A 16,588-nucleotide genomic window follows, 5' to 3' on the forward strand; every position below is an offset into this window, starting at 1 on the left:
TCGCAGGCAGGCAATCCGGCATGAGCACTCTGGGGGCATATTTCCGGCTCTCTCGCGTCGGCTGGATTCTGGTGCGCGAAGGTGTAATTTCGGCCCTGCCGTCGGAAGATCTTCCGCCGTCCGTCGGCATCGCCAAGTCGTTTGTCGGCTTGTTCGCGCGCAATCGTTCGAAATCGAAGAAGCGCAGCGACCGGCTGGCGCAGGCGGTGGAGCGGCTCGGCCCCTCCTACGTGAAGATCGGCCAGTTCCTGGCGACGCGTCCGGATGTCGTCGGCGTCGAGTTTGCCGACGATCTGTCGCAGCTTCAGGACCGCATGGCATTCTTTCCGCTCGCAGCGGCCAAGGCGAGCATCGCCGGGTCTCTCGGCCGCCCGATCGAGGAGCTTTATGCGAGCTTCGATGAGCCGATTGCAGCGGCTTCGATTGCCCAGGTGCACCCCGCCGAGGTCGATACGCCTGCCGGACGCAAGAAGGTTGCGGTCAAGGTCGTCCGCCCCGGCGTGCGCCAGCGGTTCACGCATGATATCGAGGCGATGTACCTCGTCGCTCACATGCAGGAGCGCTTCATGCCTTCTAGCCGGCGCCTGAGGCCGGTGGAGGTCACGAAGACACTGGAGCAGACCACCAAGGTCGAAATGGACTTGCGGCTGGAGGCCGCGGCCCTTTCCGAGATTGCTGAAAACACCGAGAAGGACCCGGGCTTCCGTGTGCCGAAGGTGGATTGGGAGCGCACCGGCCGCGACGTGATCACAATGGAGTGGATCGACGGCGTGAAGATGTCGGATGTCGAGGGCCTGCGCGCCGCCGGCCACGATCTCAACCTGCTCGCGGACACGTTGATCCAGTCGTTCCTCCGCCACACGCTGCGCGACGGCTTCTTCCACGCCGACATGCATCCCGGTAACCTCTTTGTCGACGAACACGGCGATATCGTCGCCGTTGACATGGGGATCGTCGGACGCCTGGGGAAAAAAGAACGCCGCTTCCTCGCCGAAATTCTCTTCGGCTTCATCACCCGCGACTATATCCGGGTCGCGGAGGTCCACTTCGAAGCCGGCTACGTGCCGGGCCACCACAATGTCGAGAGCTTCGCGCAGGCGATCCGCGCGATCGGCGAGCCGATTCATGGCCAGCCTGCCGAGACGATCTCGATGGGCAAGCTGCTGACGCTGCTATTCGAGGTGACTGAACTCTTCGACATGGCGACGCGGCCGGAACTGGTCATGCTGCAGAAGACCATGGTCGTTGTCGAAGGCGTGTCGCGCATGCTCAATCCACGCTTCAACATGTGGAAGGCGTCCGAACCCGTCGTCGGCGATTGGATCCGCAACAATCTCGGTCCGAAGCGCATCGTCACCGATCTCAAGGACGGGCTGAAGGCGGCTGTGAAGCTTGCCGAAGCGGCGCCGGAGATTGCCGCCAAGACCGAGAAGTTTCACCATCAGCTGCTACAGATGAGCGAGAATGGATTGCGGTTCGACGCGGAAACGGCCGAGGCGATCGGCAAATCCGAGGCGCGCCACAATCGCTCTGGTCGGGCCGCCCTCTGGATTATCGCTCTTGCTCTTCTCTATATAGCCTGGGTGATCACCTGATCCATCGCAATGCATGCTGTGTTCGATATTTGGGATATCCCATTCAGTAGCGCCGTCGCATACTCTCACTTTTCAAGGAGATATGGCAGATGAAGCATGAACGCCCCCGAATCGAACTTTCCGGGCAACCGCTCAGCTTTGCTGAGATGGTGAGGGTCGGATCGGGCAAGGTGGCGCTGTCAGCTTCCGCGACCGGAATGGCCCGCATCGAGATTGCCCGCGGGATCGTTGAGGACGCGATCAAGGCCGGGATGCCCGTCTACGGGGCGACCACCGGCGTCGGCGCCATGAAGGATGTCGAGTGGTCTCCGGAGGACCTAGACGCTTTCAATCTCGGGCTGGTACGTGCGCATCACTTCGGCACCGGGACACCGTTTTCGAGCTCCGTGGTGCGCAACGCCATGGCCATTCGCATCAACACCGCATTGACGGGACAGGTCGGCTGCACGCGTGAACTCGTCGATGCCTATATGCGCATGCTGGAGGCCGACATCATCCCGGTCGTCCGCCGCACCGGCTCCATTGGTTGCGCCGACATCGGTCTCATGGGCCAGATCGGCGCCGTGCTGACCGGCGTCGGGGAAGCGATTTACCGTGGCAAGCGCATGCAGGCGGCCGATGCCTTCGCCGCGGCCGGCATGAAGCCCTTCACCATGGCTCCGCGCGACAGCCTGGCGTCGCTCAGCGTCAACGCGGTGAGCTTTGCCGCGGCGGCGGACGCGACCCGCAGCGCCGCGGCCTCCATACGCGTGCTGCTGGCCTCGGGGATGATGGCGTCAGGCGCGCTCGGCGCCTCCCGCGACCCGTGGCTTTCCGTCCGCCATGTCGGCACCTCCCGGGAGGCCCTGATCGGCTCCTGGCTCTGCAATGCGTCGGACGCCTGGCAATGGCCAGTCAAGACCCACGTCCAGGACCCGTTGAGCTTGCGCATGATCGCGCAGGTCTTCGGGGCGGTGATCGAGAACCTGCTGACGACGGGCCACAAGATTTTGGCCGCCACCGGACGCTCCGACGACAACCCCGTCGTCGTCGAGGGGCGGGTGATGACCTCGGGCGGGTCGCTACCGCTCGACGTGACGATCCTTCTCGAATCGGCTGCTCTCTGCATGGCGCACGCGGCCCGCAATGCCTTCAACCGCTGCGTCCTGCTCGGCAACGGCCAGCGCCGCGACCTGCCGGTCAATCTCGTGCCGCCCGGCCGTATCGCCACCGGTTTCGGCCCGATTATCAAGCTGGCCGGCGAAATCTTCTCCCGCGTGCTGTCGATGTCGAACCCGGTTTCCGCGCAGTCGCTGGTGGTCGCAGCCGGGCTTGAGGACGAGGCCGCGTTCCTGCCGCTGGTGATCGAGCGTTTCGAGCGTCAGATGCGGGCACTGATGCGCCTCGCCGCTCTCGAGGCGCTGCTTTCCGCACAGGCCGTGGACATCCTCGGCGACAAGCCGAAAGGTGTCGGCGGAATGCTCTATGACGTCGTTCGCAAGCATGCGGACTTTTATACGGTCGACCGGCCACTTTCTGCCGAGGTGGAAGCGATCGAGGAAGAATTCGGCTCCGACGCCTTCATGTCCAAGCTGATCGAAGAGGTGCCTATCGCATCCTTCGACGATTTCTTTGCGCTCGGCTCGCTGGCGCGCATCGAGCAGCGCCTGACCCAGGAACCGGTCGCCATCTGATCCTTCAATATTCGCCACGGAGCAAGCGGCATGGCTGATTTCGATCTCGTTCTGCAAGGCACGGTCGTTTTGCCGGAGCGCATTCTGGAAGCCGGCTACGTTGCCGTCCGCGATGGCAAGATTGCGGAAATCGGCCTCGGCGTACCGCCTGCCGCCCGCGAACGCCATCTCCTCGGCAAGGCATTGATCCTGCCCGGAGCAATCGACGCCCAAGTTCACTCTCTGTCGCAGAAGAACCAGGAGGATTTCATCTGGTCGACGCGCTCGGCTGCTGCCGGCGGCGTGACGACGATCGTCGACATGCCCTATGATGAAGGCAATCTTGTCTGTTCGGCGGAAGCGGTAAAGAAGAAGATCGCCCATGCCGGCCCGCAGGCGCGGGTTGATTTTGCGCTCTACGGCACCGTGGATCCCGAGGAAGGCGCCAAGCGGGTCGCCGAAATGGTGGATGCCGGCGTTGCCGCCTTCAAGTTCTCGACGTTTGGCACGGATCCGAAACGTTTTCCGCGCATTCCCCCTGCCCTGTTGGACGAATGCTTTGCCGCAATTGCGCCGACCGGGCTGACCGCCGGCGTCCACAACGAGGATGACGAGGCCGTCCGCACCTACATGGAGCGCGTGAAAGCAAGCGGGATCACCGATTGGCGGGCGCATGGGCTGTCGCGGCCGCCGATCACCGAACTGCTGGCAATGCACACCATCTTTGAAACCGGCGCCAATACGGGATGCCCCTCGCATGTGGTCCATTGCTCGCTCGGACGCGGCTATGACATCGCGCGCGCCTATCGCCGTGACGGTTTCGAGGCGACGGTGGAATGCTGCATTCACTATCTGACGCTGGACGAGGAAAACGACGTCAAACGCCTCGGCGGCAAGGCGAAGATCAATCCGCCGATCCGGCCGCGTGCCGAGGTCGAGGCGCTGTGGCGCAGGGTTGCCGAGGGCAATGTCTGGCTGGTTTCGACGGATCACGTCAGCTGGTCCGAAAATCGCAAGACCAATCCTGACATGTTGGCGAACGCGTCCGGTGTGCCCGGGCTCGAGGTGATGGTGCCGCTCTTCATCAAGGGTGCCGCCGAGCGCGGTATCCCGCTGACCTGGGCGGCCAAGCTGATGGCAGAGAACCCGGCAAAGCATTTCCGCCTCGACCACGTGAAGGGAGCGCTCACGCCAGGCAAGGACGCCGATATCGTCGTGCTTGAGCCGCGCGAAACGGTCTATGACGCAGCTGCGAGCGGCAACAACGTGGTCGGCTGGAGCCCTTATAACGGCATCCGCCTTCCCTGGACGGTCGCCGCGACCTATCTGCGCGGGGAGAAGATCACCGATGGCGCGACGGTGCTGGCTGAACCGGGGACCGGGCGATTTGTCCATCCGCTGCCGAGGCAGGTGATCGCGGGAGCCGCAGAATGACCAGAAACCTGCCGGTCAACGCAGGTCGTATCGCCGAGGATATCGACGCCCTAGCGGGAATCACTGAACCCGGCCATCCCTGGACCCGCCGTGCCTTCTCGCCGCTCTTTCTCGAGGGGCGCGCCTATATCGAAGCGCGGATGCGGGCGGCTGGCCTTGAGACCCGGATCGATGCCGCCGGCAATCTGATCGGCAAGCGGCGGGGCGCCATCGACGGGCGCGGCACGATCATGCTCGGTTCGCATTCAGACACCGTGCCGGATGGCGGGCGTTTCGACGGCATTGCCGGCGTGGTGGCGGCGATTGAGGTCGCGCGTGCGCTCAGCGATCGGGGCATCGAGCTCGATCACGACCTGGAGATCGTCGACTTCCTTGCGGAGGAGGTCAGCATCTTCGGCGTTTCCTGTATCGGCAGCCGGGGCATGACCGGGCAACTGCCGGAAGCCTGGCTTTCGCGCGCGACGGAAGGACGCGACCTCGCCGAGGCCATTGCCGAGGTCGGCGGGCGCCCGGGCGTGCTGCAGCAGCAAAACAGGCCCGATATTTCGGGCTTTCTCGAACTGCATATCGAGCAGGGTCCGGTCCTTGAGAACGACGAGAAGAACGATATCGGCATCGTCACGGCGATCGCCGGGATCACCCGCATTGAGATCATCGTCGAAGGCCGCGCCGACCATGCCGGCACGACGCCGATGGATAGCCGCTCGGATGCGCTGGTCGCCGCCGCACAACTCGTCCTCGATATCCGCAATGCCGCAGCCGCCCGGGCGAAGACGCCGGGGCATTTTGCGGCGACGGTCGGCGAGTTCCGGATCGAGCCGAATGCCGCCAACGTCGTTCCCTCGAAGGTCGTCCTGCTGATCGATGGGCGCGCCGAGATTCGCAACGACATGGAGGCCTTCTGCGAGTGGCTGGACGAACATGTCATAAAGTTAGCCATCGCTTACGGAGCGTCCATCAAAAGCCCGATGCGCGTCTCCGACAACTATCCGACGCCGAGCGATGCCGGGCTATTGAAGACGCTCGAAAGGGCTTGCGAAACCGCCGGCGCCAGGCACCGGCGAATGGCATCGGGCGCCGGTCACGACATGGCCTGGATTGCCAAGGTGGCGCCCGCCGCGATGATCTTCGTACCCTGCAAGGAGGGGCGCAGCCACTCCGCTGACGAGTGGGCCGAGAACGACGACATCGCGCTTGGGGCGGCCGTGCTTTTCGAAGCCGTCATGGACATGGACAAGAGCTTGAAGCAGGAGAATGCCTGATGGGACGCATACTCGTTGAGAAGGACGTCGAAGCAGCGGTCAAGGGCGGGTCGGTCTATGCCGCCGGCGGCGGCGGCTGGGCGGATCACGGACGCATGCTCGGCTATGCAGCGGTCAACGTCGGCAAGCCGGAACTTGTGTCGATCGACGAGCTGAAGGACGACGACTGGATCGCGACGGCCGCCGCGATCGGCGCGCCGGCTTCCACGACACCCTGGGAGATGCAGGGCATCGACTATGTGAAGGCGGTGCAGCTGCTGCAGGACGAACTCGGCGAAAAACTGTCCGGCCTGATCATCGGCCAGAACGGCAAGTCGTCGACGCTGAACGGCTGGCTGCCCTCCGCCATTCTCGGAACAAAAGTCGTCGATGCCGTCGGCGATATCCGCGCGCATCCGACCGGCGACATGGGCTCGATCGGCATGGCGGGCTCGCCCGAGCAGATGATCCAGACGGCGGTCGGCGGAAACCGCGCCGAAAGCCGATACATCGAGCTTGTCGTGAAGGGGGCGACGGCGAAGATCTCGCCGATCCTGCGGGCGGCTTCCGACCAGTCGGGCGGCTTCATCGCCAGCTGCCGCAATCCGCTGCGCGCCTCTTATGTGCGTACCCACGCAGCACTTGGCGGCATCTCGATGGCGTTGGCGCTGGGCGAGGCGATCATTGCGGCTGAGAAGAACGGCGGTTCAGCCGTGATCGATGCCATCTGCAAGACAACAGGCGGGCACATCCTGGCCGAAGGCATCATCACCAAGAAGGACGTCGTCTATACCAAGGAGGCCTTCGACATCGGCACGATCGTCGTCGGCTCCGGCGACAAGGCGGTGACCATGCATGTGATGAACGAATACATGGCCGTCGACGACATCGAGGGCAAACGGATCGCCACCTTCCCCTCGGTTATCACAACGCTCTCGCCCGAGGGCGAGCCGCTGAGCGTCGGTCAGTTGAAGGGTGGGATGCATGTCTTCATCCTGCATGTGCCGATGAGCATCATTCCGCTGTCGGCAAGCGTTCTCGACCCGACCGTCTATCCCCCGGTGGAGAAGGCGATGGGGATCGAGCTTGCCCGCTACGCGCTCGCGGCAAAGGCCTGATCGCATGGCGCGGGACGTCGGCCTCGAGGAATTGCTGAGGGAAGAGCTGGGTACTATGTCCGGTCTCAGCGAGAAGCCGATGTTCGGTGGTTTGGCCTTTCTGCTCGACGGCAATCTCCTTTGCGGCGCCCGACAAGACGGCATGCTGGTCCGCCTCGGCAAAGGCAATGACGGCTGGGCGCTCGATTTGCCCGGCGCGGTGCAGATGCTTTCCGGCGGTCGCGCCATGCACGGCTGGATCCGGGTCGGCGCGGAGATTTACGGCGATGACGATTTGCGGCGCCGCCTCCTGGAGACCGCGACGGCCTTTGTGCGCTCACTGCCCGCCAAGTGAACGGAGCTTGGGCCCAAGAGACCCAAAAAAGACAGAGATAGAGGAACGACCAAGATGCCGAAGCCCAATCCACGTCACCCGAAATTTCCGATACCGGGCGGGCCGGAGCTGCGCGCCAAGGGTTGGCGGCAGGAGGCGCTGCTGCGGCTCCTGGAGAACGTTCTCTCCGTCGGTGAGGATCCGGACAATCTCATCGTCTATGCCGCGCTCGGCAAGGCAGCGCGCAACTGGGCGGCGCACAAGGGCATCGTCAAGGCACTGACCGAAATGGACGAGGACCAGACGCTGCTGATCCAGTCCGGCAAGCCGATCGGCCTCGTGAAGACGCATCCGAAGGCGCCGCTTGTCATCATGGCGAACTGCAACATCGTCGGGCAATGGGCGAAGGCCGAGGTCTTCTACGAGCTGCAGCGCAAGGGGCTGATCTGCTGGGGTGGGCTGACGGCTGGCGCGTGGCAGTATATCGGCAGCCAGGGCGTCATCCAGGGCACCTATGAAATCTTCATGCGCATTGCCGAGCGCCGGTTCGGCGGTGATCTCTTCGGACGCTTCGTGCTGACGGCGGGGCTCGGCGGAATGGGCGGCGCGCAGCCGCTCGCCGGCCGCATGGCGGGGGCCGCCATCCTCTGCATCGACATCGATCCCGAGCGCGCGAAGAAGCGCCAGGAGATCGGCTACTTGCAGGAAATCGCGCCGGATCTCGATACGGCGCTTGCGATGATCGATGCTGCCGTGAAGGACAAGCGGGCGCTTTCGGTTGGTCTCGTCGGCAATGCTGCGGAAATCTATCCCGAGATCGCGCGGCGCGGCATCGTGCCGGATATCGTCACCGACCAGACCTCCGCGCACGACCTCGTCTACGGCTACGTGCCGAAGGGCATGAGCCTTGCGCAGGTTCGCGAACTGCGCGAGGACGGTCAAGGACAGCTGATGGCGGCAAGCCGAGCTTCGATCGTGCAGCACGTCACTGCCATGCTGGACTTCCAGAAGAAGGGCTCCGAGGTCTTCGACAATGGCAACCTTATCCGCACACAGGCCAAGGAAGGCGGCGTCGCCAACGCTTTCGACATTCCGATCTTCACCGAAGCCTATCTGCGACCGCTCTTTGCCCGGGCAATCGGCCCTTTCCGCTGGATGGCACTGTCAGGCGCGGAAAGTGATATCGCCCGGATCGACGTTCTGCTGCTCGAAATGTTCCCAGACAACAAGATCATCACCAACTGGATCCGGTTGGCGCGCGAGCACGTGCCCTTCGAAGGACTGCCGGCGCGTATTGCCTGGCTCGGTCACGGTGAACGCACGATGCTTGCCCGCCGGGTCAACGAGCTCGTAGCAAGCGGTGAACTGAAAGGGCCCGTCGCCTTCTCGCGGGATCATCTTGATGCCGGCGCGATGGCGCATCCGAACATCATGACCGAGCGGATGAAGGACGGCTCCGACGCGATCGCCGACTGGCCGCTGATCGACGCGATGATGCTCTGCTCGTCGATGGCCGATCTCGTCGTCGTCCATTCCGGCGGCGGCGGCTATGCCGGCTACATGACGAGCTGCGGCGTCACCGTCGTGGCCGATGGCACCGACGCTGCCGACGAGCGGCTCGACCATGCGCTTACCAACGACACGGCGCTTGGCGTCATGCGCTATGCCGATGCCGGCTATGACGAGGCGCTCGACGAGGTGGCCAAGAAGGACGTTCCCTACATTAGGCTCGGATAGCGCTAAGGCACCTGTCTCGGAAACATTTCTGTCCGATTACGCTATGGCGTGGCGCAACCGATCGATCGCAGGTCGTGCGCCTCTGATAGAGATCGAGTGTTGATTCGACGCTGCCCTTCCAACGAACGGACCCGCCATGCAGCCCCGCACCTACGGTATGCTCCTCGTCAGCATTGCTACGATCATGTGGAGCACCGCGGGGCTCTTCGTCCGCGCGCTCGATCTCGATGTCTGGACCGTGCTCGGATGGCGCTCGCTGTTTGGCGGTCTGGCGCTGACGATCATCATTCTGGCAAAGAAGCGGATCAGTGCGGAACCCGGCAAGGTACCGCTCTATTTCTATCCGCTGTTCGGTCTCATGGCCGCTATATCGATGTATGGCTACATCGGCGCGCTGAAGCTGACGACAGTCGCCAACGTGCTGGCGATCTATGCGACCGTCCCGTTCGTCGCGGCAGCCATCGCTTATGTCTGGTTGAAGGAGAAGATCAGCAGGCGTGTGCTCATCGCCAGTATGATCGCCTTCGTTGGCGTTCTGATCGTTGCAGGTTTCGGCGCGAGGCCCCAGGACATCGCCGGCAACGCGCTGGCGTTCTTGATGACGCTGACCTTCAGCATCCTGCTCGTCGCGGCGCGGCGCTACCCCGCACTGCGCTTGGCGCCGGTCAATGCGCTTGGATCCGGCTTCTGCGTGCTGCTCTGCCTGCCACTGATGTCGCACGCGATACCGAGCCTGCAGGAGATCCTCGTGCTTGCCGTCTTCGGGTCGACGACATCGGGAATCGCCTATCTACTGTTCATGACCGGCGGCCGCTATATTCCCTCGAGCGAGGCCGGGTTGATCGGTCTGCTCGACGTCGTGCTCGGCCCGCTCTGGGTCTGGCTCGCCTTCTCCGAGACGCCAACGCTTTCCACGATCATCGGCGGCGTGATCATCCTGATCTCGGTCTTCTGGTATCTCTGGAGCGGCATGGCGCGGTCACAGCAGCCACGCCGCACCTTGAAGAACGTTTAGCCGACCCATTATTTTTCGCGAAGATTACCGCTTCGCCAGCTTTGCAGCGGTGAGCGCCGCGACCATGCCAAGCGCCAGCAGCGACAGCGTGAAGGCGACGACGGCGTTCCAGCCATCAGCACCCCAGAAATAGCCACCGACCGAACCGGCAACACTGGAGCCGATGTAGTAGGACAATAGATAGAGCGCGGACGCGTGCCCCTTGGTGCCATGGGCAAGGCGACCAACGAGGGCGCTCGCCACCGAGTGGGCGACGAAGAAGCCCGATGTCAGCAACACGATGCCAAAGACGATCAGCGGCAGCGAGGATGACAGCGTGACCGCGACGCCGACCGCCGCAATCGCAATGCCGGCCGGCAGCACGATGAAATGGCCGATGCGATCTCCAAGCAGGCCGGCGATCCAGGATGCGGCGATACCGAACAGATAGACCGTGAAGATCAGGCCGAGTTCCGTCTGGTTGAGATTGTATGGCGGCTGAACGAGGCGGAAACCGATGTAGTTGTAGACCGTGACGAAGCTGCCCATGGCGAGAAATCCGATGGCGAAGAGCAATGGCAAGGCCGGGTTGCCGATGTGGCCGACCCAGGCCCTCACGTGAAAGCGGACATCAAAACCCTTACGCGGCGCAAAATTGCGCGACGCGGGCAGCAGCAGGAAGAAGCCAATTGCCGCGGCAAGGCCGAGTAGGCCAAGCGAACCCAATGCAATGCGCCATGAGAAGAACTCAGCCAATGTTCCGGTGACGACGCGGCCTGCCATGCCGCCAAAAGCATTACCGGCGATGTAAAGACCCATTGAGGCGCCAAGACCGCGGGGATCGATCTCTTCCGAGAGATAGGCCATCGCCACGGCCGGCACGCCACCCAGCAGCAACCCTTCTAGCGCGCGGATGACGAGCAGCGCGTGCCAGCTCGACACGAGGGCGCAGGCGATCGTGCAAAGGGCAGCCCCGAGCAACGAGGCGAATATCAGGATGCGGCGGCGGAAGCTTTCGGAGACGGCAGCGGCACAGAAGATCGCGAAGGCGAGAAAGCCGGTCGACAGAGATAACGACAGAGAGCTCGCGGCCGGGCTCACGCCGAAGTCCGCGGCAAAGATCGGCATCAGTGGCTGCACGCAATAGAGCAGCGAGAAGGTAGCAAAGCCGGAAAGGAAGAGGGCGAGGCTGGCACGTCGATAAGGTGACGTGCCGCGCAGCAAGAACTGCTTTTCCTGCATTTCCGCCGTCGTTCGCACGAGGTGGAGATTCGGACGGGGATGGGTTTCGGAGGCGTCTGGCGAGCTGTTTGCGGCGCGTTGCATTGGGGGTACCAACCTTTCACGCCTTTTGATCTAGCCAGCAGCGCGCCATTTGTCCAATATATGAAAATACCATTCTTCATAGCTTTTGGAGATACCGATGGAGTTGCGCCATATCCGCTATTTTCTCGCCGTCGCCGAAGAGGGAAATTTCACCCGCGCCGCAGCAAAACTCGGCATCGGCCAGCCGCCACTCAGCCAACAGATCCGCGATCTTGAAAACGAGATCGGGGCGGCACTGTTTCATCGCGTCCCACATGGCGCGGAACTGACGGAGGCGGGGAGCGCCTTTTTGCCGGAGGGTCGCGCTGCCATCGCGGCCGCCGAGAAGGCGAAGCTCGCCGCCCAGCGCGCCACCCGAGGCGAGACCGGTCGGCTGGCGCTCGGCTTCACGGCGTCCTCAGCCTTCAACACGGCGGTCAGCGGCACGATCCGTCGCTTTCGCGGGCAGTGGCCAGAGGTGAGCCTCTCCTTGACCGAGATGAACAGCAACTGGCTGATGGAGAAACTGCTGCGTGAGGAAATCGACGTTGCCTTCATCAGGCCCGGCCTGGAGGATCCGAAGAACGTCACGCTGAAACGCCTGGCGGATGAGCCGATGCTGATTGCCTTGCCGGCGCACCACCCGCTTGCGAAATACGAGAAGGTGCCCGTGTCGGCGCTTGCCGGCGAGCCGTTCATTCTGTTTCCGCGGACGGTTGGCCTCAGTCTCTATGATGATATCGTGCGTGGCTGCCGCGATGCCGGTTTCGAGCTTGTCGTGACGCAGGAGGCGCCGCAGATCCCATCCGTCGTCAATCTGGTCGCCGCCGATCTTGGCGTATCGATTGTGCCAGCCTCGATTGCCCACCTGACACTCGACGGGGTCGCCTATCGCCAGATCGAGGGGCCGCCGCTGGTGGCGCGTCTCGGGCTTGCGATGCTGAAGGCGCAGCGGTCGCGCGTCGCCGCAAACATGATGAGCCTCGTCTGATCAGCCGGCAGGATCCCAATAGGGCGGATCGCCGAAGGTCTTGCGCAGGTGGTCGGCGACAGCGCGCAGCTTGGCGGACGGATTGCGCCCCTCCGGATGCGCCATGTAGATAAACTCGGCTTCCGGCCTGTAGCCGACATCGATCTCCTGCAGCTGTCCCACACTGATAGCAGGCCCAGCAATGAAGGCTGGCAGAAGCGCGATACCGAGACCCGCAGCCGCGGCATCGCGGATCATGTCTCCATTGTTCATGCCGACGGCCTGGCTTGCCCGCACGACGATGGCTCCATCCGGCGTCTGGAACCGCCAGTCCGCAACGCCCCGGTTGGTGTAGAAGATGCCTTTATGGCCATCGAGATCGGCAAGGGTCTTCGGCACACCATGGCGGCTGAGATAATCCGGTGATGCGACCAAAAGCCGACGGCTGCGACTGAGTTTCCACACGACCAACCGGGAGTCGACGATCGGACCGTGCCGGACCACGGCATCATACCCTTCCGAGGAGACATCGACGCGGCGGTCGTCGATGTCGAGCACCAGTCGGATTTCCGGATGCGCGGCCAGAAACGGGTATAGCGCGGGGCCAAGATGCATGCGCCCGAAGGTAACGGGGGCGGCAATGCGCAGCGGGCCGGACAACGTGCCTCGGCGCACCGCCATCTCGGCGGTGGCTTCCTCGATTTCCTGAACGATCCGCGTCGCGCGCTCCAGAAAGGCCGTGCCGTCTTCTGTCAAAGTGAGTTTTCGCGTGGTGCGATGCAGAAGCACACCGCCAAGCGACTTTTCAAGCTCCGCAAGCCTCTCGCTGACGACAGACTTCGATAGGCGCAGGCGTCGGGCAGCCTCGCTGACCGAGCCGGATTCCACGATCGCCACGAAGGCCGTTATTCCCTCAACCCTGATCATCGTTCGGCAAATCCGAATTCGAGTTCCACCATTTGGAGACTAATCCGAACGAAAAGAAAATGCCATCTTCTGCCCATCGAAAGGGACGGCAATCGCCATCCCAACCCCATACTGGAGATGGAACAATGAACCGCTTGAATGGAAAAGTCGCCATCGTCACTGGCGCAAGTGCCGGCATCGGTCGCGCAACGGCCAAGCTCTTTGCGGCCGAAGGCGCCAAGGTCGTCGTCGGCGCCCGCCGCCAGGCTGAACTCGAAAGCCTGGTCGCAGAGATCAAGGCAGCCGGCGGATATGCCGTTGCAGTTGCCGGCGACGTCCGCTCGGAAGACTATCACAAGGCGCTGGTCGCCACCGCCGTCGAGCGCTACGGCAAGCTCGACATTGCCTTCAACAATGCCGGCATCCTTGGCGAAGCCGGCCCGAGCACCGGTGTTTCCGAGGCCGGTTTCACCGAAGCGCTGACGATCAACCTGACGGCCTCCTTCCTGGCTGCCAAGCATCAGATCGCGCAGATGGAAAAGGATGGCGGCGGCTCCGTCATCTTCACCTCGACTTTCGTCGGCTACAGCTTCGCCTTCCCCGGCGTTGCCGCTTATGCCGCCAGCAAATCCGGCCTTATTGGCCTGACGCAGGCGCTCGCTGCCGAATTCGGCCCGAAGAACGTGCGCGTAAACGCGGTTCTGCCGGGTGCGGTCGATACCGACATGTATCGCGAGATGAACGACACTGAGGGCAAGCAGAGCTTCATCACCAACCTGCATGCGCTGAAGCGTGTCGCAGCGCCAGAGGAACTTGCGCGCTCCGTACTCTACCTCGCATCCGACGACTCGAGCTTCGTCACCGGTACGGCCTCGTTGGTCGATGGTGGCGCATCGATCACCCGCACCTGATCCTGCGTTCGACTATCCGCTCTGACTGGACAAGCTTTCCGGAAAAGAGCGGATTATCGCGACGGCATTTTCATCACATCATCCAAGGCAGCAACGGGCGCTCGCCCAACGGGAACACAGGAACTCACGACAATGGCACGCTTACAGAACAAGACAGCCCTGATCACCGGCGGCACCAGCGGCATCGGCCTCGAAACCGCCCGTCAATTCATCGCCGAAGGCGCTCGCGTTGCCATCACCGGCAGCAGCGAAAAGAGCGTCGCGGCGGCCCGTGCCGAATTTGGCGACAAGGCGTTGGTCATCCAGGCGGATGCCGGCAACGCAGCCGGCCAGAAGGTCGTCGCCGGCGCGATCAAGGAGAGCTTCGGGCATCTCGACATTCTTTTCGTCAACGCCGGCGTGGCGGAGTTCGGTGCGCTCGAACAATGGAGCGAGGAAGCCTTCGACAGGTCGGTCGCGATCAACGTCAAGGGACCTTTCTTTCTGATCCAGGCCCTTCTGCCGCTGTTTTCGAAGCAGGCTTCGATCGTTCTCAACACGTCGATCAATGCCCATATCGGCATGCCGAATTCGAGCGTCTACGCCCTGACCAAGGGCGCGCTGCTGACGCTTGCAAAGACGCTCTCCGGTGAACTGATCGGCCGCGGCATTCGCGTCAACGCCGTCAGCCCCGGGCCCATCGCGACACCGCTCTATGGCAAGCTCGGCATGTCGGAAACCGACACCAAGGCAAGGGCGGCACAGATCCCGGTCGGCCGGTTCGGCGATGCCGGCGAAGTCGCCAAAACCATCATCTTCCTCGCCTCCGACGAGGCTCCCTACATCGTCGGCAGTGAGCTCGTTATCGATGGCGGGATGAGTAACCTCTGAGGACCGAGACCCATCAGAGGATGCCTGAGAAGGCCGCGGACCCCTCTCCTCCGCGGCCTTTCCGTGTTCATCAGCCGGCATCATGAGGACGACGGCGGGGAGGAGAAGCGCCGGATCGCGGCCCGCACTTACGCCGAACGCTTCGTCCTGCTCCTGATATAGACCCAGTCCGCTGCCAGCATGACGACCAGCGACAGGCCAACGAACGGGAAGAACACTCCGCAAACAGCGAGCATCGCGATCAGGCCGCGGACAACACGCTTGTCAGCAGGCATCGGCGGGACGCCGAGCGAGCCCGCTGGGCGTCGCTTCCACCACATGACGGCCGCCGAAACCGCAAGCAGGATGATCGCCGCGCAAGCGGCAAGCAGCACCAGTTGGTTCGCAAGCCCGAACTGCTGACCGAGATGAGTGTTGATGCCCCATTCGAGCGATTTGCCGAGCGGACCGTAGTCGGCATAGCTCATGTCGATCAGCGGCGTCCCGGAATATTGGTCGAGATGCACGACCCGCTGCTTGGAAAGATCGTCGGGATAGACCGATCCGGTAAACACCCCATCCGCTGTGGTTGGTATGTTGACGGCGTAACCCCGATGCAGGCCAAGACGATCAAAGGTGGCTACGGCGTCATCGAGGCCAATCGCCTGTGCATGATGGGCGTGCCCTGACGAGTGCGGTACTTGCGCCTGCTCCAGCGACCAGGATGTCTTGGCGACGTGGTCGAGATGCTCGTCGGACATAGGCACGGCAACCCGCACGCCCGCGGGATAGCCGAAGTTGTTGCCATTGGCCCATTCGTTGACCTTGCCGCCCCAGACCCCCGACCAAGGCATGCCTGTGATGGCCAGGAAGACGATGAAGAAGCCGACGAAGATACCGGTGACCGCATGAGTGTCCCGCCAGAAGACCCGCCGCTTAGGGGTGCCGCGAACGGAGAGAACACCGCCTGTCTGTAGGCGTGGCCACCAGAGGTAGACGCCGGTGGCAACCAACAGGATCGACCATCCGGCGGCGATCTCGATCAGCATACGCGCGTAGTTGCCGAAATATTTGAGGCTGTGGAGGTAGCGGATCGTCCACATGACAGTGCCGCGATCCGGCAACGCGCCCAGCACCTTAGCGGTATACGGATTGACGTAGACGGCAAGTTTGCCTTCCGCCTCGGTGCCGATGGTGACTTCGGCAGAGGCATCGGGCGTGGCAGGGTCGGTAAACTTGACTGCAATTCCGGGGTAAACAGCAAGGGCAGCAGCCACCATCGTGGAAGGTGCCGCGCGGTTTGCGCCTTGCTGCACTTCGACGCGCTTGAGTTCGGAATGGATCACCGCGTCAATCTCATCCTTGAACAGGTAGAGGCCGCCGGTGATCGCCAGCGTGATCATGAAGGGCAGGACAAGAAGGCCTGCGTAAAAATGCCAGCGCCAGACGGCGCGATAGAGGTCGGAGGCGGAGCGCGCGGAGGCGCTGACGCTCTCGCGACCGATGGTAAGATCGGACATGGAGGACTCCCAACGTAGGAAAATCGAACCTCGGCGTGACGCG

14 protein-coding genes are annotated in these 16,588 nt (G+C 63.0%); 11 read left to right on the plus strand and 3 right to left on the minus strand.

The window, feature by feature from the left end:
• Positions 1 to 20 precede the first annotated feature (20 nt).
• From ubiB to IB244_RS08545, 8 genes are all read left to right on the plus strand, one after another.
• Positions 21 to 1,595 carry a 2-polyprenylphenol 6-hydroxylase gene (ubiB, locus tag IB244_RS08510; RefSeq protein ID WP_018855139.1) on the plus strand — a complete coding sequence of 525 codons (1,575 nt, stop codon included), beginning with the start codon at positions 21 to 23 and terminating at the stop codon, positions 1,593 to 1,595.
• Between the two features lie 89 nt (positions 1,596 to 1,684).
• Positions 1,685 to 3,268 (plus strand): aromatic amino acid lyase, encoded by a 1,584-nt coding sequence (locus IB244_RS08515; RefSeq protein WP_018855140.1) that lies wholly within the window; start codon positions 1,685 to 1,687, stop codon positions 3,266 to 3,268.
• A 30-nt stretch (positions 3,269 to 3,298) separates the two neighbouring features.
• Entirely contained in the window at positions 3,299 to 4,681 is a 1,383-nt protein-coding gene (locus IB244_RS08520; protein ID WP_192303913.1) for a dihydroorotase, read from the plus strand.
• The gene (locus tag IB244_RS08525) at positions 4,678 to 5,943 is read left to right on the plus strand and encodes a Zn-dependent hydrolase (protein ID WP_169679261.1); all 1,266 of its coding nucleotides are present in this window, start codon (positions 4,678 to 4,680) and stop codon (positions 5,941 to 5,943) included. The genes IB244_RS08520 and IB244_RS08525 overlap by 4 nt, the downstream gene beginning before the upstream one ends.
• On the plus strand, positions 5,943 to 7,040 hold the full coding sequence (locus tag IB244_RS08530; RefSeq protein WP_113470552.1) for a DUF917 domain-containing protein: 1,098 nt from the start codon (positions 5,943 to 5,945) through the stop codon (positions 7,038 to 7,040). The genes IB244_RS08525 and IB244_RS08530 overlap by 1 nt, the downstream gene beginning before the upstream one ends.
• Positions 7,041 to 7,044: 4 nt before the next feature.
• Entirely contained in the window at positions 7,045 to 7,374 is a 330-nt protein-coding gene (locus tag IB244_RS08535; protein WP_018855144.1) for a TfoX/Sxy family protein, read from the plus strand.
• 54 nt (positions 7,375 to 7,428) lie between these two features.
• Positions 7,429 to 9,090, plus strand: coding sequence for a urocanate hydratase (locus IB244_RS08540; RefSeq protein WP_169679267.1), 1,662 nt, complete (start codon positions 7,429 to 7,431; stop codon positions 9,088 to 9,090).
• Between the two features lie 136 nt (positions 9,091 to 9,226).
• Positions 9,227 to 10,105 carry a DMT family transporter gene (locus IB244_RS08545; protein WP_112824782.1) on the plus strand — a complete coding sequence of 293 codons (879 nt, stop codon included), beginning with the start codon at positions 9,227 to 9,229 and terminating at the stop codon, positions 10,103 to 10,105.
• Positions 10,106 to 10,129: 24 nt separating this feature from the next.
• Here IB244_RS08545 and IB244_RS08550 read toward each other — a convergent pair whose 3' ends face one another.
• Positions 10,130 to 11,410, minus strand: coding sequence for an MFS transporter (locus tag IB244_RS08550; RefSeq protein ID WP_192303915.1), 1,281 nt, complete (start codon positions 11,408 to 11,410; stop codon positions 10,130 to 10,132).
• A gap of 97 nt (positions 11,411 to 11,507) precedes the next feature.
• Here IB244_RS08550 and IB244_RS08555 point away from each other — a divergent pair, with 97 nt between their 5' ends.
• A complete protein-coding gene (locus IB244_RS08555; protein WP_018855148.1) occupies positions 11,508 to 12,380 on the plus strand; it encodes a LysR family transcriptional regulator in 873 nt (290 codons plus the stop codon).
• Here IB244_RS08555 and IB244_RS08560 read toward each other — a convergent pair whose 3' ends face one another.
• On the minus strand, positions 12,381 to 13,286 hold the full coding sequence (locus IB244_RS08560; RefSeq protein ID WP_018855149.1) for a LysR family transcriptional regulator: 906 nt from the start codon (positions 13,284 to 13,286) through the stop codon (positions 12,381 to 12,383).
• A gap of 125 nt (positions 13,287 to 13,411) precedes the next feature.
• Here IB244_RS08560 and IB244_RS08565 point away from each other — a divergent pair, with 125 nt between their 5' ends.
• Both IB244_RS08565 and IB244_RS08570 read left to right on the plus strand, forming a co-directional pair.
• On the plus strand, positions 13,412 to 14,176 hold the full coding sequence (locus IB244_RS08565) for an SDR family oxidoreductase (RefSeq protein WP_018855150.1): 765 nt from the start codon (positions 13,412 to 13,414) through the stop codon (positions 14,174 to 14,176).
• A gap of 132 nt (positions 14,177 to 14,308) precedes the next feature.
• On the plus strand, positions 14,309 to 15,046 hold the full coding sequence (locus tag IB244_RS08570; protein ID WP_018855151.1) for an SDR family oxidoreductase: 738 nt from the start codon (positions 14,309 to 14,311) through the stop codon (positions 15,044 to 15,046).
• A 128-nt stretch (positions 15,047 to 15,174) separates the two neighbouring features.
• Here IB244_RS08570 and IB244_RS08575 read toward each other — a convergent pair whose 3' ends face one another.
• Positions 15,175 to 16,545 (minus strand): PepSY-associated TM helix domain-containing protein, encoded by a 1,371-nt coding sequence (locus IB244_RS08575; RefSeq protein ID WP_192303916.1) that lies wholly within the window; start codon positions 16,543 to 16,545, stop codon positions 15,175 to 15,177.
• Positions 16,546 to 16,588: the final 43 nt, after the last annotated feature.

It is taken from the genome of Rhizobium sp. RHZ02 (genome assembly GCF_014851575.1).
In the GTDB taxonomy this organism is placed as follows: domain Bacteria; phylum Pseudomonadota; class Alphaproteobacteria; order Rhizobiales; family Rhizobiaceae; genus Rhizobium; species Rhizobium altiplani.